The sequence below is a fragment of the Streptomyces sp. NPDC021225 genome (assembly GCF_044332865.1).
Taxonomy (GTDB): domain Bacteria; phylum Actinomycetota; class Actinomycetes; order Streptomycetales; family Streptomycetaceae; genus Streptomyces.
Map to the genome: position 1 here is coordinate 967,999 of NZ_JBIRPV010000001.1, position 15,577 is coordinate 983,575.

At 71.7% G+C, this 15,577-nt stretch carries 15 protein-coding genes; 4 read left to right on the forward strand and 11 right to left on the reverse strand.

All coding sequences use genetic code 11. The features are described 5' to 3' along the window. Positions 1-66: 66 nt before the first annotated feature. The 4 genes from ACH4S9_RS04460 to ACH4S9_RS04475 all read right to left on the reverse strand — a co-directional run bounded on the left by ACH4S9_RS04460 (position 67) and on the right by ACH4S9_RS04475 (position 3,648). Positions 67-315, reverse strand: coding sequence for an acyl carrier protein (locus ACH4S9_RS04460; RefSeq protein ID WP_311722749.1), 249 nt, complete (start codon positions 313-315; stop codon positions 67-69). A 75-nt stretch (positions 316-390) separates the two neighbouring features. Beyond that, positions 391-1,401, reverse strand: a complete 1,011-nt coding sequence (locus tag ACH4S9_RS04465; RefSeq protein ID WP_398369753.1) for a ketoacyl-ACP synthase III — start codon at positions 1,399-1,401, stop codon at positions 391-393. 13 nt (positions 1,402-1,414) lie between these two features. Next, the gene (locus ACH4S9_RS04470) at positions 1,415-2,374 is read right to left on the reverse strand and encodes an ACP S-malonyltransferase (protein WP_311722751.1); all 960 of its coding nucleotides are present in this window, start codon (positions 2,372-2,374) and stop codon (positions 1,415-1,417) included. A gap of 89 nt (positions 2,375-2,463) precedes the next feature. Continuing rightward, entirely contained in the window at positions 2,464-3,648 is a 1,185-nt protein-coding gene (locus ACH4S9_RS04475; RefSeq protein WP_398369756.1) for a PucR family transcriptional regulator, read from the reverse strand. A 60-nt stretch (positions 3,649-3,708) separates the two neighbouring features. On the opposite strand from ACH4S9_RS04475, the gene ACH4S9_RS04480 reads away from it, so the two are divergent. Continuing rightward, the gene (locus ACH4S9_RS04480) at positions 3,709-4,392 is read left to right on the forward strand and encodes a pirin family protein (RefSeq protein WP_361188324.1); all 684 of its coding nucleotides are present in this window, start codon (positions 3,709-3,711) and stop codon (positions 4,390-4,392) included. Positions 4,393-4,400: 8 nt separating this feature from the next. On the opposite strand, the gene ACH4S9_RS04485 is transcribed toward ACH4S9_RS04480, so the two are convergent. Further along, complete coding sequence (locus ACH4S9_RS04485; protein WP_398369758.1) at positions 4,401-5,216, reverse strand: serine hydrolase domain-containing protein; 816 nt, start codon at positions 5,214-5,216, stop codon at positions 4,401-4,403. Between the two features lie 139 nt (positions 5,217-5,355). Between ACH4S9_RS04485 and ACH4S9_RS04490 the strand changes: the two genes are divergently transcribed. Then, a complete protein-coding gene (locus ACH4S9_RS04490; protein ID WP_311722754.1) occupies positions 5,356-5,808 on the forward strand; it encodes a MerR family transcriptional regulator in 453 nt (150 codons plus the stop codon). 208 nt (positions 5,809-6,016) lie between these two features. Next, positions 6,017-6,952, forward strand: coding sequence for a DUF5829 family protein (locus ACH4S9_RS04495; RefSeq protein WP_358848994.1), 936 nt, complete (start codon positions 6,017-6,019; stop codon positions 6,950-6,952). Between the two features lie 59 nt (positions 6,953-7,011). Here ACH4S9_RS04495 and ACH4S9_RS04500 read toward each other — a convergent pair whose 3' ends face one another. From ACH4S9_RS04500 to ACH4S9_RS04525, 6 genes are all read right to left on the reverse strand, one after another. Continuing rightward, positions 7,012-8,217 (reverse strand): alpha/beta hydrolase, encoded by a 1,206-nt coding sequence (locus tag ACH4S9_RS04500; protein WP_385351507.1) that lies wholly within the window; start codon positions 8,215-8,217, stop codon positions 7,012-7,014. A 149-nt stretch (positions 8,218-8,366) separates the two neighbouring features. Beyond that, positions 8,367-9,041 (reverse strand): response regulator transcription factor, encoded by a 675-nt coding sequence (locus tag ACH4S9_RS04505; protein ID WP_311722757.1) that lies wholly within the window; start codon positions 9,039-9,041, stop codon positions 8,367-8,369. Next, positions 9,038-10,486, reverse strand: a complete 1,449-nt coding sequence (locus tag ACH4S9_RS04510; protein ID WP_398369762.1) for a sensor histidine kinase — start codon at positions 10,484-10,486, stop codon at positions 9,038-9,040. Before ACH4S9_RS04510 ends, ACH4S9_RS04505 begins: the two co-directional genes overlap by 4 nt. An 87-nt stretch (positions 10,487-10,573) precedes the next feature. Further along, the gene (locus tag ACH4S9_RS04515; RefSeq protein WP_385351513.1) at positions 10,574-11,587 is read right to left on the reverse strand and encodes a DUF4429 domain-containing protein; all 1,014 of its coding nucleotides are present in this window, start codon (positions 11,585-11,587) and stop codon (positions 10,574-10,576) included. A gap of 167 nt (positions 11,588-11,754) precedes the next feature. Further along, complete coding sequence (locus ACH4S9_RS04520; RefSeq protein WP_398369765.1) at positions 11,755-12,987, reverse strand: alpha/beta hydrolase; 1,233 nt, start codon at positions 12,985-12,987, stop codon at positions 11,755-11,757. A gap of 111 nt (positions 12,988-13,098) precedes the next feature. Next, a complete protein-coding gene (locus tag ACH4S9_RS04525) occupies positions 13,099-13,752 on the reverse strand; it encodes a TetR family transcriptional regulator (protein ID WP_358848988.1) in 654 nt (217 codons plus the stop codon). A gap of 116 nt (positions 13,753-13,868) precedes the next feature. On the opposite strand from ACH4S9_RS04525, the gene ACH4S9_RS04530 reads away from it, so the two are divergent. Continuing rightward, positions 13,869-15,470 (forward strand): DHA2 family efflux MFS transporter permease subunit, encoded by a 1,602-nt coding sequence (locus ACH4S9_RS04530; RefSeq protein WP_311722762.1) that lies wholly within the window; start codon positions 13,869-13,871, stop codon positions 15,468-15,470. Positions 15,471-15,577 lie beyond the last annotated feature (107 nt).

Consider the following 15,577-nt stretch of genomic DNA (forward strand, 5'->3'; position numbering starts at 1 on the left):
TTCCTACTTTACGTGGAGAGAAGGTGCTGGACCTGCCACCGCTCGGGTGGCGACAAGCGCTCGGGCTCAGCCCTGGTGCTTGAGGATGTAGTCGGCGGCGTCGCCGACGGTCTTGAGGTTCTTGACGTCGTCGTCCGGGATCTTGACGTCGAAGCGCTCTTCGGCGGCGACGACGACCTCGACCATGGACAGCGAGTCGACGTCCAGGTCGTCCGTGAAGGACTTGTCCAGCTGGACGTCCTCGGTCGGGATGCCGGCGATCTCGTTGACGATGTCGGCGAGACCCTTGAGGATCTCTTCCTGGGTGGCGGCCATTGCGGCGCTCCTTCTTCGGTGATTGCGGTGAGTGCGCAGCGTCCGAGCTGTTCGGGGCTGCGTTAAGGATCTTGACTAAGGGAGGGTAACGACCGTCGCTGCGTACACGAGACCCGCCCCGAAGCCGATGACGAGCGCGGTGTCGCCGCTCTTCGCCTGCCCGGTCGCCAACAGCCGCTCCATGGCGAGCGGGATGGAGGCGGCCGAGGTGTTGCCGGTGGTCTCCACGTCACGGGCGACCGTGACGTGTTCCGGCAGATCAAGGGTTTTGACCATCGAGTCGATGATCCGCATGTTGGCCTGGTGGGGGATGAAGACATCGAGGTCCTGGGGGCTGACCCCGGCCTCGTCGAGGGCCTGCTGGGCGACCTTGGCCATCTCGAAGACCGCCCAGCGGAAGACGGCCTGGCCCTCCTGGGTGAGCGCGGGGAAGCGTACCTCGTCGGCCTTCTGGTTGCGGTACACATCCCACGGCAGCGTCTGGGTGATGGTCTCGGACTTGTCGCCCTCGGAGCCCCAGACGGTCGGGCCCATGGCGGGCTCCTTGGACGGGCCGACGACCACGGCACCCGCGCCGTCGCCGAACAGGAAGGCCGTCGAGCGGTCCTCCAGGTCGGTCAGGTCCGAGAGCCGCTCCACGCCGATGACCAGGACGTACTCCGCGGTGCCGTCGGTGACCATGCCCTTGGCGAGGGTCAGGCCGTAGCCGAAGCCCGCGCAGCCTGCCGAGACGTCGAAGGCGGCCGGCTTGCCCGTGCCGAGCAGATGGGCGATCTCGGTGGCCACCGCGGGGGTCTGCTTGAAGTGGGAGACGGTCGCGACGATCACGCCGCCGATCTGCTCCGGCGTCAGGCCCGCCGCGGCGATGGCCTTTCCGCCCGCCTCGACGGACATCGTGGCCACCGTCTCGTCCGGCCCGGCCCAGTGGCGTGTGGCGATCCCCGAGCGACTGCGGATCCACTCGTCGGAGGAGTCGATGTGCTTGAGGATCTCCTCGTTGGGCACCACACGGTGCGGACGGTAGCCGCCGACACCGAGGATGCGCGCGTACGGGGCGCCCTTGCTGGGCTTGATCTTCGCAGTCATGCTCTGGGAGCTCCTATTCGGCCGGGGTGTCGGCGACCGGAACAGCGTGCTCGGCGATCAGCGCACGGGCCGCCTCGAGGTCGTCGGGAGTCTTGAGGGCCAGCGTCTTGACGCCCGGCAGGGCGCGCTTGGCGATACCGACGAGTGTGCCGCCCGGAGCCACCTCGATGATCGCGGTGGCTCCCAGCTGCTGGAAGGTCTCCATGCACAGGTCCCAGCGGACCGGGTTGGACACCTGGGCGACCAGGCGCTGGGCGACCTCAGCGCCGGATGTGACGACCTGTCCGTCCCGGTTGGAGACGTAGGGGATGCGCGGATCGGCCACGGGGGCGCCCGCGATCAGGGTTTCGAGCGCCGAGACCGCCGGGGCCATGTGGTCGGTGTGGAACGCGCCCGCCACCTTCAGCGGGACGACCCGGCGCACCCCTTCCGGCTTGTCCTCGGCCAGCGCGGCCAGCTGCTCGGCGGTGCCCGCGGCCACGATCTGGCCGGCGCCGTTGACGTTGGCCGGGGTCAGCCCGAGCTTGGTCAGATGGGCGACGACGTCCTCCTGCTCGCCGCCGAGCACCGCGGCCATGCCGGTCTCGGCCTGGGCCGCGGCCTCGGCCATGGCGAGACCTCGCCGGCGGACCAGCACCATGGCGGTCTCGGCGGTGAGCACACCGGCGAACGCGGCCGCCGCGAGCTCACCGACGCTGTGGCCCGCGGTCGCGCCGAGCGAGCCCTGGAACTCCTCGGCGCCCTCGGAGAACAGCGCCTGGGCGGAGGCCAGTGCCGCGGCCACCAGCAGCGGCTGGGCGACGGCGGTGTCCCGGATCTCCTCCTCGTCGGCCTTGGTGCCGTAGTGGATCAGATCCAGGCCGGATACGGCGGACCACCACGTCAACCGTTCGGTGACGCCGGGGAGGTCGAGCCAGGGGGTCAGAAAGCCGGGCTTCTGGGCGCCCTGGCCGGGAGCGACGAGTACGAGCACCCTCACACTCTCTCTTGTGGTTGGTCTCGCCCGCCCGTGAGGACAAGGACGAAGAACCGTGTAGGGAATTGTTGGAGTCCGACAAAGACCTAGCCCTGGGGGTCCGCGTCGGTCAGACGCCCCAGGATCAGGGCTATGCGCAGAGTAAACGCGGACCGGACGTCGGAGGGAGACCATCCGGTGACGTCGGTCACACGTCGTAGCCGGTAGCGCACGGTGTTCGGGTGAACGAAGAGCATCCGCGCCGCGCCTTCCAGACTGCTTGCCTGTTCCAGATATACGCTCAGAGTTTCCAGCAGGGCGGAGCCCGCCTCTTCCAGCGGTCTGTAGATCTCCTCCACCAACTGCTCACGCGCGGCCGGGTCCGAGGCCATCGCGCGTTCCGGAAGAAGATCGTCCGCGAGCACCGGACGCGGTGCGTCCGGCCAGGCGGTGCACGCCTTGAGCCCGGCCGCGGCGGCCGCGGCCGACTTCGTCGCGGCCAGCAGGTCGGACACCACCGGGCCCGCCACCACCGGGCCCGCCGCGAACGGCCCGATCAGCGCCTTCGCGGCCTGGATCGGATTGTCCGAGCCGCCCGCGACCACCACCAGCCGGTCGCCGAGGACACCGGTGAGCACCTGGAGCTTGGCGTGGCGGGCGGCCCGCCGGATCGCCTCCACGGTCAGCTCGCTGTCCCCGTCGGGCGCCGTGCCCAGCACCACGCACACATGCTCCGGCGAGTTCCAGCCCAGGGCGGCGGCGCGGGACAGCGCGCCCTCGTCCGCCTCCCCCGACAGCACCGCGTTGACCACCAGCGACTCCAGCCGGGCGTCCCACGCGCCCCGGGCCTCGGCCGCCTGCGCGTACACCTGCGCGGTGGCGAAGGCGATCTCCCGCGCGTACACCAGCAGCGCCTCGCGCAGCACCGCCTCGTCGCCGGGCGCCGCCACCTCGTCGATCGCGGACTCCATGACCTCGATCGTGGTGCGGACCATCTCGACGGTCTGCCGCAGGGTGATCGCCCGGGTCAGCTCGCGCGGCGCGGTGCCGAACACATCGGTGCTGATGGCCTGCGGCGCCTCCGGGTGCCGGAACCACTCGGTGAACGCCGCGATGCCCGCCTGGGCGACAAGCCCGATCCAGGACCGGTTCTCGGGTGGCATCGCGCGGTACCACGGCAGCTGCTCGTCCATGCGGGCGATGGCGCTCGCTGCGAGCTTCCCGGAGGACTTCTCCAGGCGGCGCAGGGTGGCGCTGTGCGGATGAGGGCTGTTCGCGGCTGGTTCTGGCACGAGGACAAGACTGCCTTATCGGGTGACGGGCGCGGGGGTGTGGGTACCGTGGGCCGGATGATGCGGGTACAGCGCGCCGGTGAACGGTACCGGGGTGGACACGGGGCGGGCATCGAGACGCGCCACGCCTTTTCCTTTTCTGGGTATTACGACCCGGAGAATGTGAGATTCGGGTCACTCGTGGCCTGTAACGAGGAGCGGCTGGCGCCGGGGGCGGGCTTCGCCGAGCATCCGCACCGCGACCTGGAGATCGTCACCTGGGTGGTCGAGGGCGAGCTCACCCACGAGGACTCCGCCGGACACCGCACCGTGGTGCGCCCCGGCGATGTGCAGCGGCTCAGCGCGGGCGGCGGGGTGCGGCACAGCGAGCGCAACGAGGGCCGCGAGCCGCTGACGTTCGTCCAGATGTGGCTGGCCCCGGCGGCCGGCTTCACCTCGGCGGGCGCGGGCGCCGAGCCCGCGTACGAGGTGGTGCGCGGCCCGGCGGGCCCCGAGCCGTACGCCCTGGAGCGGGCGGACGCCGCGCTCGGCGTGTGGCGGCCGGCCGCCGGGGAGGGGACGGAGCTGCCGGTCGCGCCCTGGGTGTACGCGCATGTGGTGCGGGGCGAGGTGGAGCTCGCCGGGGAGACGCTGACGGCGGGGGACGCGGCGCGGATCACCGGCGCGCGGGGTGAGCGGGCCCGTGCCCTGACCGATGCGGAGCTGCTGGTGTGGGCGATGCGCGCGGAGCCCTCGTACGGCTGACCTCGGGGTCAGGGGCGCAGCTCGGCGAGGACCGCGTCGGTCAGCGCGGGCCAGACCTCGACGGCCCAGGGGCCGAAGGCGCGGTCCGTCAGGGCCGCACAGGCCGCCCGCGCCTCCGGGTCCACCCACAGGAACGTTCCGGACTGGCCGAAATGCCCGAACGTGCGCGGCGAGGACGAGGCGCCCGTCCAGTGCGGCGACTTGCCGTCGCGTATCTCGAAGCCGAGCCCCCAGTCGTTGGGCCGCTGATGTCCGTAGCCCGGCAGCACACCGCCGAGGCCCGGGAAGGCGACGGAGGTGGCCTCGGCCAGCGTCTGGGCGGCCAGCAGCCGCGGGGCCTGGAGTTCGGCCGCGAAGCGGGCCAGGTCGGCGGTGGTGGAGACGCCGTCCTTGGCGGGGGAGCCGGGCAGCTCGGTCGAGGCCATGCCCAGCGGCTCCAGCACCGCCTGGCGCAGATACTCGGCGAACGGGATGTCCGTGGCCTTGGCGATGTGGTCGCCGAGCACCTCGAACCCCGCGTTGGAGTACAGCCGGCGGGTGCCGGGCGCGGCGGCGGCGCGGTGCTCGTCGAAGGCGAGCCCGGAGGTGTGGGCGAGCAGATGGCGGACCGTGGAGCCCTCGGGCCCGGCCGGCTCGTCCAGCTCCACCGCGCCCTCCTCGACGGCGACCAGCGCGGCGTACGCGGCGAGCGGCTTGGTGACCGAGGCGAGCGGGAAGCGCCGGTCGGCCGGGCCGTATGATCCGGCCACCGTGCCGTCCGCGCGCACGACGGCGGCGGCCGCCGTGGGTACCGGCCAGTTCTCGATCATCCGCAGGCTCTCCATGACCCAGAGCCTAGCCAAGGGCGGACCCGGCCAAGAATTCGCCAAAACTGCGCTTGCTTGGAGTGCACTCCAAGTCAATAGCGTTGAGAACGTCGTGAAGGTTTACGGATCAGCGACTGCGAGAGGGTGGCGAGACGGCATGACCGTGTTGGAGAGCGCGCCGGTGAAGGTGCAGGCATGCGCGGGGACGGTCGGCCACCCCCGGCCCACCGGACAGGACCGCTACACGATCAGCGAGGTCGTCGCCCACACCGGGCTGACGGCGCACACCCTGCGCTGGTACGAGCGGATAGGGCTGATGCCGCATGTGGACCGCACCCACACCGGCCAGCGCCGCTTCAGCAACAAGGACCTGGACTGGCTCAGCCTCGTCGGCAAGCTCCGGCTGACCGGGATGCCGGTCGCGGACATGGTCCGCTACGCCGAGCTGGTGCGCGAGGGCGAGCACACCTTCGGCGAGCGCGAGGAGCTGCTGACCGCGCACCGGGCGAGCGTGCGGCAGCGGATCGCCGAGCTCCAGGACACCCTGCATGTCCTCGACTTCAAGATCGATATCTATGCCGACGCCCGCCGGGTGTCGGAGCGGGCCTGAAAGCCGCGAGTAATGAATTTCCGGAACTCGCCGGAAAAGCATTGCAGAGCGGACATGGCGCCCGTGGCGCTTTTGTCTTTTTGTGTCGCAGGCCACTGTTCGCCTTGTGTGCTGCCCCCTCGTCACCGGGGTTATTCAACGAATAGCAAAACTATCTACCGCTCGGGATCGCCGCCGCACTAAGATCGCCGACATGTTTATTCGTCGGATGTTACGAGCAACTGTCGGCCTCGCCGTTGTGGCCGGAGTCGCCCTCACCGGGACCGTCGAAGCCGGTGCCAAGACGGCGGGGGACTCGGAGAGACGGTCGTCGGCCGATGGGCAGTTGCTCTATTACAACCACTCCTATGGCGTGGTCGACCGCGAGACGGCCGACGCCGTCGAGAATTCGGACTTTTTGCGGGACTTCGCCAATTTCGAGGTCCGCACCACGAGCAGCGGTAACCTCACCTGGAAGGGCCGTTACCTCTACGGCGGCCAGACCTACATCGAGCTGTTCGGGACCGGCGACCTGCCGGGCCAGGACGCCAACTTCGGCTCCACCTCGGTCGCGTACTCCTCCGAGCACGACGGCGACCTGGCGAAGGTGAGCCAGAGGCTGCGGGATCAGGGCTTCGACAAGCTGGACGAATTCCTCCAGTCGCGTAACTTCGGCGACGGCGTCCTGGTGCCGTGGTTCGACGGCGTCCAGTTCCCCGTCGCCGACTATCCCTATGACGCCTTCGGCGCGTGGGCGATGGAGTACCGGGAGGAGTACTTCGCCGACCCGCGCAGCAAGACCGGTCCGGCGGCTTACCCCGGTGACATCACCCGTCAGCGCTATCTGCCGGACACCTACAAGGACCACCAGATGCGGGACCTGACCCGTATCCGCTTCGCCGTCACCGAACTCGACCTCAACACGCAGCTGCCGCTGTTCGAGGCCGGTGGGCTGGACATCAAGAAGGTCCCGGGCGGTGCCATCGTCAAGGACGGCCTGACCACGATCCAGTACGACGTGGTTTCGGCCGACAAGGTGGGTCTCAAGCAGATCCAGATGTCGCTCAACGCGTCGGTGGACGACCGGCACGAGGAGCGGATCGGCAACTCGACCCTCGTCGTGGGCCCCGGCGACCGCGCCGTCTGGACCTTCGACAAGCCGTAATAACGCACGACGGTAAAGCGCGACGCCGGTCCGGGCCTATTCAGACCGGCGTCGCCGCGTTACGCCAGGCCATGGCGGCAGTCGCGGTCGTAGCCCGTGCCCTCCGCGCAGTGGACCGCCGCGAAGTGGCCGAGGGCGATCCGCGCGAAGTTGCGGAGCGACTCCGTGCCGGGGGCGAAGTAGCCCGTGTGGCCGTGGGCCCGGTCCGCGGAGAGCACGCGCGCGCCGAAGGACGGGTCGGTCGGGTCCTGGCCGTGGCCCAGGCCCAGGAAGTCGAAGCCGGTGACCCGCCGGACCCAGTCGGAGCTGTCGCGGGTGGCCCAGACCCGGGCGGCCGGGCCCAGCTCCGCGGCGTCGTCGGCGCGTACGCCGGGGCTGCCGAACACCACCAGGTCGGAGATCTCGGCGCGGCCGAGACCGGAGGCGGCCAGCCCGCACACGACCGAGCCGTAGCTGTGGCAGAAGACGGCCGGCGGGGCCTGCGCCGACTCGCCCGCGGTCGCGGCGAGACCGGCGAGGAAGCGGTCGAGGCGGGGCACGCCCGCCTTGGCGAGGCGGCCGGTGGCGGCGTCCGGGCCGAGGCCGAGCGGGGTGGTGTAGCCGACCCAGACCACGACGGACGTACGGACCCCGGGCGCCTCCCGGGCCATCTCCGCGCGCAGCGACCTGGCCATGCCGGCCGCGGAACCGTACGGGTGGTGGTCCGTACGGTCGAAGTTCCCCAGGTCGGTGTCGGAGCCGGGGACGAGGACCGCGGTGCGCTGAGCGGTCGTCAGGTCCCCGTACACCTCGGCCACCTGGCCCCGGCCGCGCGGGTCGAAGGCCAGGATCCGGCGGCCGGGGGCGAGGAGCCCGGTGTAGCGGTCGACGAGGGGGCTCTCGGGGTCGGCGGCCCGCTCCTTGGCGCGCTCCGCCCTGATCGCGAGGGCGTTGGCGGTGTAGCGCAGCGCCACGGGCGCGCCGTCGAGATTGCCGACGACCAGCGGGTGACGGAGCGCCAGGGTCCGCTGCTGGGCCGCGGTGAGCCCGGCGAAGAACCGGGCGATCTCGGCGGGGGAGGCGGTGGCCGGGTCGGGCAGCCGGCCGGCGGCGCCGGGGCCCAGGGAGTGGTCCGCGCGCCAGGCGGCCGTGCCGGGCGGCGGTCCGGTGACGGCCTGCTGCTCATGGGCCACGGTCCAGCCGGCGGTGCCCGCCATGACGGTGACCACGAGCGCGGCGGTGATCAGGCTGCGGGCCCGGTGCCTGCCGACCGATGTGTGCGACATGGTCGCGTCCCCCTCTGTCCATTCGATGGCGGAGGGAAACGTAGGAAGGCGGTGGGTGGCGAAACGTCACACCCCGGAGCCAACTCCGGGGTCATACCTGGGTAGGGGGTGTAGCCCCTACCCGGGGTGACGCGCGGGTCGGCGGCGGGCTATTGACCGGGCGTCACCAGGCCCGACTCATACGCGAAGATCACCGCTTGGGCCCGGTCGCGCAGCCCCAGCTTGGCGAGCACCCGGCCGATGTGCGTCTTGACGGTCTGTTCGGCGAGCACCAGCGACTCGGCTATCTCCTGGTTGGACAGCCCGCGCGCGATCAGCTCCAGCACCTCGGTCTCGCGCGGGGTGAGCCCGCTGCGCCGCGTGGCGAGGTTCTTGCGCGGCGCGGGCCGCTGCCGGGCGAAGTCGGCGATGAGGCGGCGGGTGACGGAGGGGGCGAGCAGCGCCTCCCCGGCGGCCACGACCCGCACCGCCGAGATCAGATCGGCGGGCGGGGCGTCCTTGAGCAGAAAGCCGCTGGCGCCCGCGCGCAGCGCCTCGTACACATAGTCGTCGACGTCGAAGGTGGTGAGCATCAGCACCTTCGGGCGGTGGACGACGCCGGCCGGCGGGTCGAGTATCCGCCGGGCCGCCTCCAGGCCGTCCATCTCGGGCATCCGGACGTCCATGAGGACGACGTCCGGGTGGGTGCTGCGGCTGACGTCGACCCCCTGCTTTCCGTCGGGGGCCTCGCCGACCACGTCGATGTCGCTCTGCGCGGAGAGCAGCGCGGCGAAGCCCGCCCGCACCATGGCCTGGTCGTCGACGATGATCACCCGGATGGTCATGGGGCGAGTGGATCCCTTCCCGCGCTCGCTGCGCCTGCTGTGCTCTCCGTGGTTTCCATGGCTTCTGTGGCTCCCGGGGCCGCGCCGTCGGCGCCGTCGGCGGTGTTCTTCGCGGGCTGTGCCACCTCGACGAGCGGGAGCCGCGCCGCCAGGCGGAAGCCGCCGTCGGGCAGCGGGCCGGTGTCCAGCGTGCCGCCGACCAGGCGGACGCGTTCGCGCATGCCGACCAGGCCATGGCCGGTGCCGGTGGTCTCCAGGGGCGGGCCCGGCGCGCCGCTCGCCGGGCCGTTGACGACCAGCACGGTCAGCCCCGTACGGTCCGCGGAGGTCAGGATCGACACGTTCGTCGGGGCGCCCGGCGCGTGCCGCACCACATTGGCGAGCGCCTCCTGCACGATCCGGTACGCCGACAGATCCACCGCCTGCGGCAGCGGCCCGAGCGCGGCCACGTCCTTCGCGATCGACAGCGTGGTGGGGATCCCCGCCCGTACGGTCGCCTCGACCAGCTGTGGCACCCGGTCGAGACCGGGCTGCGGCGCGCGCTCCCCGCGCGCGTCCTCGCTGCGCAACACGCCCAGCAGCCGCCGCATCTCGGCGAGCGACTCGCGGGCGGTGGCCGCGATGGTGCCGAACTCCCGCTCCGCCTCGGGCGGCAGGCCGCCGATCCGGTACGGGGCGCTGTCCGCCTGCACCGTGATCACCGACATGTGGTGCGCCACCACGTCGTGCAGCTCGCGCGCGATCCGGGCGCGCTCCTCCAGCAGGGTGCGCCGGGCCCGCTCCGCCTCGCTGATCGTCTCCTGCTCGGCCAGCCGCCGCTGCGCGTCCCCGCGCTCCCGCAGCGCGCCGCCGACCAGCAGCACCACGCCGCCGAGCACGAACATCAGCACATTGGAGCCGTCGCTGTACCTCGCGCCGGGAATCCCCAGGAACACGCCCACGCCACCGGTGACCAGCCAGACCGCCATCAGGGTGTGGCGGGGCTCGCGCAGCGCGAGGAAGAGGAGGAGGAAGAGATAGCCGATGATGTTGGGCGGCTGCCACGGCCAGCTGCGCTCGGGGAGGTCGGCGTAGCCCAACACCGCCAGCGAGCCGACGGTGTCGGCGATGAAGGCGATCCACCAGGCGGGCAGCGGGCGGGTGACGGCCAGCAGCAGCGGCGCGGCCTGGGCGGCGGCCAGCACGCTGGCCAGCCCGCCGTTCAGGCCGTAGTCCCTGGTGAGGAGCTGGGCGGTGGTCGGGATCAGGATGATGGTGAGCAGCCCGGCGACCGCGTACGGCAGCCGCCGCAGCCAGCGCCTGGTCGACCGCGCGAGCAGCGGGGTCGCCGGGTACGAAGGCGTCACGAGCGCCCGGGCGAGGGCGGACAGGTGCCGCCGGGTGACTGACAGCAGGCTCTCGTGCGCGGCGGCGGACGGCGTGGGGGCGGGCGAGGGCTGGGACATGGCGGCTACAGCGTAGGGGGGACGGCGCGCCCGGACGTCATACCGGGGTATCAGGTCCGAGGCCCGCGCCGGAGACTTTGGCCGTGTCTACAGCTCCGCCAGCAGTTCGGCCTTCTTCGAGCTGAACTCGTCGTCCGTCAGCAGGCCCGCCGTGTGCAGCTCGCCGAGGTGGCGGATGCGGTCCGCGATGTCGGCGGGGTCGCGGCGGCCGGGCCGGGCCGTCGTGCGGGTGAGGCCCGAGGCCGGGTCCGGAGTGGCGGCCTGTACGGCCTCCAGCACCGCCGCGGCGAACGGCAGCGACTCATGGACCAGCCCGTAGCCGAGGCCGAAGACGACCGCGGCCGGGTCGTGGTCGGGCCGCGTCGCGACCGCGGGCCCTTCCGAACCCATCGCACCCGCCGCACCCGCGCCATCGCCGGCACGCGCGCCCGCCCGTGCCCCCGTACGCGCCGCGCCGCCGCCGGGCGCGGCCGGGCGCCCGTCCTCCGCGCCGCGCTCCAGCAGCCGCAAAAAGCCGCTGCGCCCCTGCTTGGGGGAGCCGCCGCCGGTCCCCTTGGACTCCGGCGAGCGCCATTCGACGCCCGACAGGTCGTCGATCCGGAAGCGCTGGTCCCCGACCTTCCACTTCGCCGAGGAGGCGCCGGTCCAGAACCAGCGGAAGGAGACGGCCTTGCCGTCGAAGGACGCCTTGCCGTCGTACGCCTTGAACGACAGCGGCGGCGCGGGCGCGGCGACCAGATAGGACTCGGCGGGGGTGGCGGCCGCGGGGCCGAGGGCGGCGCGTATCTCCTCGGCGTAGTACTCCGCGAGCGTGCCGCGCTCGGCGGGCAGCACCAGGCGGTACGGGTCGCCCCCGTCCTTGAGCTGGCCGTCGGCGGCGTCCATCAAGGGGTCGGCGCCGGGTCTGGGCACGGCGCGCAGCACTACGGTCCCCCGCTTGCCGGGGGTGACCTCCACCGCGGACAGCGCCTCGTAAGGGACGCGACGCTCGCCGAGCGCCTGAAGCAGCTTCGGCGTACGAATCCCCCGTTCGAAGCGGATGAGCACGGAGTCGGTGTCGAACTCCCAGACGGTCTGAAAACCGGCCAGCACATCACCCATGCGGCTCATCGTATGCGGCGGGGGCCCGCCCGTCCCCCCTCGGAGGTTACGCGCGTCAAATCAATTTGCGCCGTCAGCTAATTTTCAGCCGTCAGCTCAAGTTCCAGCCGTCAGCTGGAGCGGTGCCGGCAGTCGGATGGGGCGGTTCGGGCCGTCAGACGGGGCGGTCAGCTCAGTCCGGTCCGGCAGCTGTCGCCGTCCGCGCAGCTCACGGACCGGAGGGAGCCGACCCCCACCCGGGCGAAGTTGTCCAGGCTGGTGGTGCCCGGCACGAAGTACCCGGCGTGCCCCTGCGCCCCGTCGGCGGACAGGACACGGGCGCCGAAGCCGGAGGAGACCGGGTCCGCGCCGTGTCCGAGCCCGCCGAGCTCCACGTGCGGGATGTCCTGAATCCAGTCGCCGGAGTCGCGCATCGCCCACACCCGGGCGCTGGTGCCCAGGTCGGAGGCGTGATCGGCGCGCATCCCGGGGCTGCCGGCGACCGCGATGTCGGTGACCTTGGGCGCCAGGTCGCGGGCGGCCACCCCGCACACCACCGATCCGTAGCTGTGGCACATCAGCGAGACGCGGGTCAGCTCGGGCAGGCCGTTGACCAGCGCGCGCAGCCGCAGGGCGCCCTGGGCGGCGAGCCTGCCGGTGGCCGCGTCCATGCCGATGCCGCTGGGGGAGGTGTAGTCGGCCCAGGCGATGACGGCGTTCTTCCCGCGGGGGTCGACGACCCGCTCGGCGTTGTAGAGGGCGCGCGCCATGCCGGCCACCGCGGTGTAGGCGCGCCCGGGCTTCTCGAAGCTCAGGATGTCGGTGTCCACGCCGGGCACCACGACCGAGACGCGCGCGGCGTGTTCCAGGTCGCCGAAGACCTCTGCGGCCCGCCCGGAGCCGGTGGGGTCGAAGGCGAGGATCTGCCGCCCGCCGCTCAGCAGCTCCTCGTAGCGGTGCATCCGGCGCCCCGCGTCCTGCCGCCCGAGCGGGGTGAGCCCGCCGTCGTGCATCCGCTTGCGCTCGGCGTCGCGGGCCTGGGCGAGGGCGATCCGGTTGGCGCGGTAGCGCAGCTCCACCGGCGCGCCGTTCATATTGCCGACGACCAGCGGGTAGCGGCGGGCCAGGCGATCGCGCTGGGTCGCGGTGAGCGAGTCCAGGAAGCGGGCGAGGCGGCGCGGCGGGCCGGAGGGGTCGGGCAGGGCGCGGCCGCCCAGGCTGCCTCCCCCGGCTACCGCTGGGAGGTGCCCCTTCCGCCAGGCGGTCAGCTCCGCGGCCAGCGGGCCATCGGACCCTCGCTGGTTCCGCATGGCCGTCCAGCCGGTGGTGGCGAGCAGGACGAACACCACCGCCAGGGCGAGGAGTGCTCGCCAGGCGGTGGAGCCGGGGGAGGGGGAGCCGAGCTCAGAGAAGGAAGTCACCGCGGGACACCCTAGGAGAAGCGTGGTGGTGGCTGCCAAATGCCGTGACACTTCTCACGTTTGAGGAGAATCCGGACGGATCGTTTTGTCTGATTTATTCAGTCTTTGGGGTTATCTGTCCCATGGTTCGGCCAGTGCCGCCCCGAGGTGGTCGAGATGGAAGAGGGTGAGGTCCCGCAGCGACTCCATGCTGGTGCCCTCGCCCTCGTTCCACAGCTGACCGGCCACCCGGATCGCCCCGCCGAACGCCGCGACCACCAGGCGCGGCCGCGGGTCCGTGTCGACGCCAAGACCCTCGCGGCGGGCGATCTCCCGGGCCAGCCGGTCCTCCAGCTCGGCGGTCCGGCGCAGATGGACGGCCAGCAGGGCGGGGGTCGACTCGATCACGCAGTACATGCGCATATGGAGGTCCTGCGGGACCAGCTCGGCGATGATCTCGCCGGCGGCGCTCCAGGAGGTCTGGACGGCGCCCCGCAGGGCGGTGAGCGGTGCCTCCTCGGCGGGCCGGCCGGCCAGGGCGTCGAAGAAGTGACGCTCCGCCACGTCCTGGGTGGCGAAGGCGACTTCCTCCTTGTTGGCGAAGTACCGGAAGAACGTGCGCTGGGAGACATCGACCGCGTCCGCGATCTCGTCGACCGTCGTGTGGTCGTATCCGTTCCGGGTGAACAGCTCCAGGGCGGAGCGCACCAGGGCGGCCCGTGTGCGTTGCTTCTTGCGTTCCCGGAGTCCCGCCGGTGGTGGCGCCACCGCCTGGTCCGTTGTCACCTGTCGGCTCTCTTTCTGGCGCGATCGGGCTGCTCACCCTACCTGCGGGGAACCTGGCAGTTACCGAATCATGAACTTGTTTGTCAATTGTCAGCGGCTGACACTAGCCTCCGGATATGACGTCTGAGACCACCGTCGCCCACGCGGCGCCGGAACCTCCCATACCCGATCCCCCGAAGGGGCTGCGGGGACACCCGTGGCTAACGCTGCTGACGATCGCCGTCGGCGTGACGATGGTCGCCCTCGACGGCACGATCGTCGCGATAGCCAACCCCGCCATCGCCGAAGACCTCGACGCCTCGCTCGCCGACGCCCAATGGATCACCAACGGCTATCTGCTCGCCCTCGCCGTCTCGCTGATCACGGCCGGCAAGCTCGGTGACCGCTTCGGCCACCGCCAGACCTTCCTCGTCGGCGTCGTCGGCTTCGCCGCCTCCTCGGCGGCCATCGCCCTGTCCGGCAGCGTGACCCTGCTGGTGGTCTTCCGCGTGCTCCAGGGCCTGTTCGGCGCCCTGTTGATGCCCGCGGCGCTCGGCCTGCTGCGCGCCACCTTCCCGGCCGAGAAGCTCAACATGGCCATCGGCATCTGGGGCATGGTGATCGGCGCGTCCACCGCGGGCGGACCGATCGTCGGTGGTCTGCTCGTCGAGCACGTCAACTGGCAGTCCGTGTTCTACATCAACGTGCCCGTCGGCGTCCTCGCCCTCGCCCTCGGACTGGCGATCCTGAAGGACCACCGCGCCGAGAACGCCCCCAAGTCCTTCGACATCCCCGGCATCGCGCTGCTGTCCGGCGCGATGTTCTGCCTGATCTGGGCCGTGATCAAGGCCGGCGAATGGCAGTGGGGCGACTCCCGGACGCTGCTGTTCCTCGGGCTCGCCGTGGTCTGCTTCGCGGCCTTCGCGTTCTGGGAGACCCGCAGCAGCGAGCCGCTGCTGCCGCTGCGCATGTTCCGCTCCGTCCCGCTGTCCGCCGGCACCGTGCTGATGGTGCTGATGGCCTTCGGGTTCATGGGCGGGCTCTTCTTCGTCACCTTCTACCTTCAGAACGTGCACGGCATGAGCCCGGTCGACAGCGGGCTGCACCTGCTGCCGCTGACCGCCATGATGATCGTGGCCTCACCGCTGGCCGGGCTGCTGATCACCAAGCTCGGGCCACGGATCCCGCTGGTGGTCGCCATGCTGCTCACCTCCGCGGCGATGTTCGGCGCCTCCACCCTCGACGTGGACTCCTCCACCCTCGAGACATCCCTGTGGTTCGGCCTCCTCGGCCTCGGCCTCGCCCCGGTGATGGTCGGCGCCACCGAGGTCATCGTCGGCAACGCGCCGCTCGAGCTCTCCGGCGTCGCCGGCGGCCTCCAGCAGGCGTCCATGCAGGTCGGCGGCAGCATCGGCACCGCCGCGCTCGGCGCGGTCATGGCCGCCAAGGTCGACGACGACCTGCCCGGCTCCTGGCAGCGCGCCGGACTGCCGCCGCTGTCCGGGAAGGATCTGGACCAGGCGTCCCAGGCGGTCGAGGTGGGCAAGGCCCCGCTCGCCCCGGGCACTCCGCCGGAGCTCGTCGGGAAGATCACCGGCGTGGCGCATGACACCTTCGTGTCGGGGATGGGCGTCGCCTTCACCGTCGCGGGCGTCGTCTCGCTCCTGGCGGCCGTGGTGGCGGCGTTCACCAAGCGCGGCGAGAACGCGGAGGCGGGCGCGGGAGCGGCCCACATCTGACCGCACACGGCAAAGCGCCGGGCAGGCTGCACTCAGCCTGCCCGGCGCCCCTTTTTCGTGGCTCGGTTCTCCCCCAGCTACCGCTGGGAGGTGCCCCCCAGGGGCGC

Excerpts from the sequence above, each read along its gene's own strand:
- ACH4S9_RS04460 (WP_311722749.1), bottom strand. The coding sequence starts at position 315 with ATGGCCGCCACCCAGGAAGAGATCCTCAAGGGTCTCGCCGACATCGTC.
- ACH4S9_RS04465 (WP_398369753.1), bottom strand. The coding sequence starts at position 1,401 with ATGACTGCGAAGATCAAGCCCAGCAAGGGCGCCCCGTACGCGCGCATC.
- ACH4S9_RS04480 (WP_361188324.1), top strand. The coding sequence starts at position 3,709 with ATGCGGGTACAGCGCGCCGGTGAACGGTACCGGGGTGGACACGGGGCG.
- ACH4S9_RS04485 (WP_398369758.1), bottom strand. The coding sequence starts at position 5,216 with ATGGAGAGCCTGCGGATGATCGAGAACTGGCCGGTACCCACGGCGGCC.
- ACH4S9_RS04490 (WP_311722754.1), top strand. The coding sequence starts at position 5,356 with ATGACCGTGTTGGAGAGCGCGCCGGTGAAGGTGCAGGCATGCGCGGGG.
- ACH4S9_RS04495 (WP_358848994.1), top strand. The coding sequence starts at position 6,017 with ATGTTACGAGCAACTGTCGGCCTCGCCGTTGTGGCCGGAGTCGCCCTC.
- ACH4S9_RS04500 (WP_385351507.1), bottom strand. The coding sequence starts at position 8,217 with ATGTCGCACACATCGGTCGGCAGGCACCGGGCCCGCAGCCTGATCACC.
- ACH4S9_RS04505 (WP_311722757.1), bottom strand. The coding sequence starts at position 9,041 with ATGACCATCCGGGTGATCATCGTCGACGACCAGGCCATGGTGCGGGCG.
- ACH4S9_RS04510 (WP_398369762.1), bottom strand. The coding sequence starts at position 10,486 with ATGTCCCAGCCCTCGCCCGCCCCCACGCCGTCCGCCGCCGCGCACGAG.
- ACH4S9_RS04515 (WP_385351513.1), bottom strand. The coding sequence starts at position 11,587 with ATGGGTGATGTGCTGGCCGGTTTTCAGACCGTCTGGGAGTTCGACACC.
- ACH4S9_RS04530 (WP_311722762.1), top strand. The coding sequence starts at position 13,869 with ATGACGTCTGAGACCACCGTCGCCCACGCGGCGCCGGAACCTCCCATA.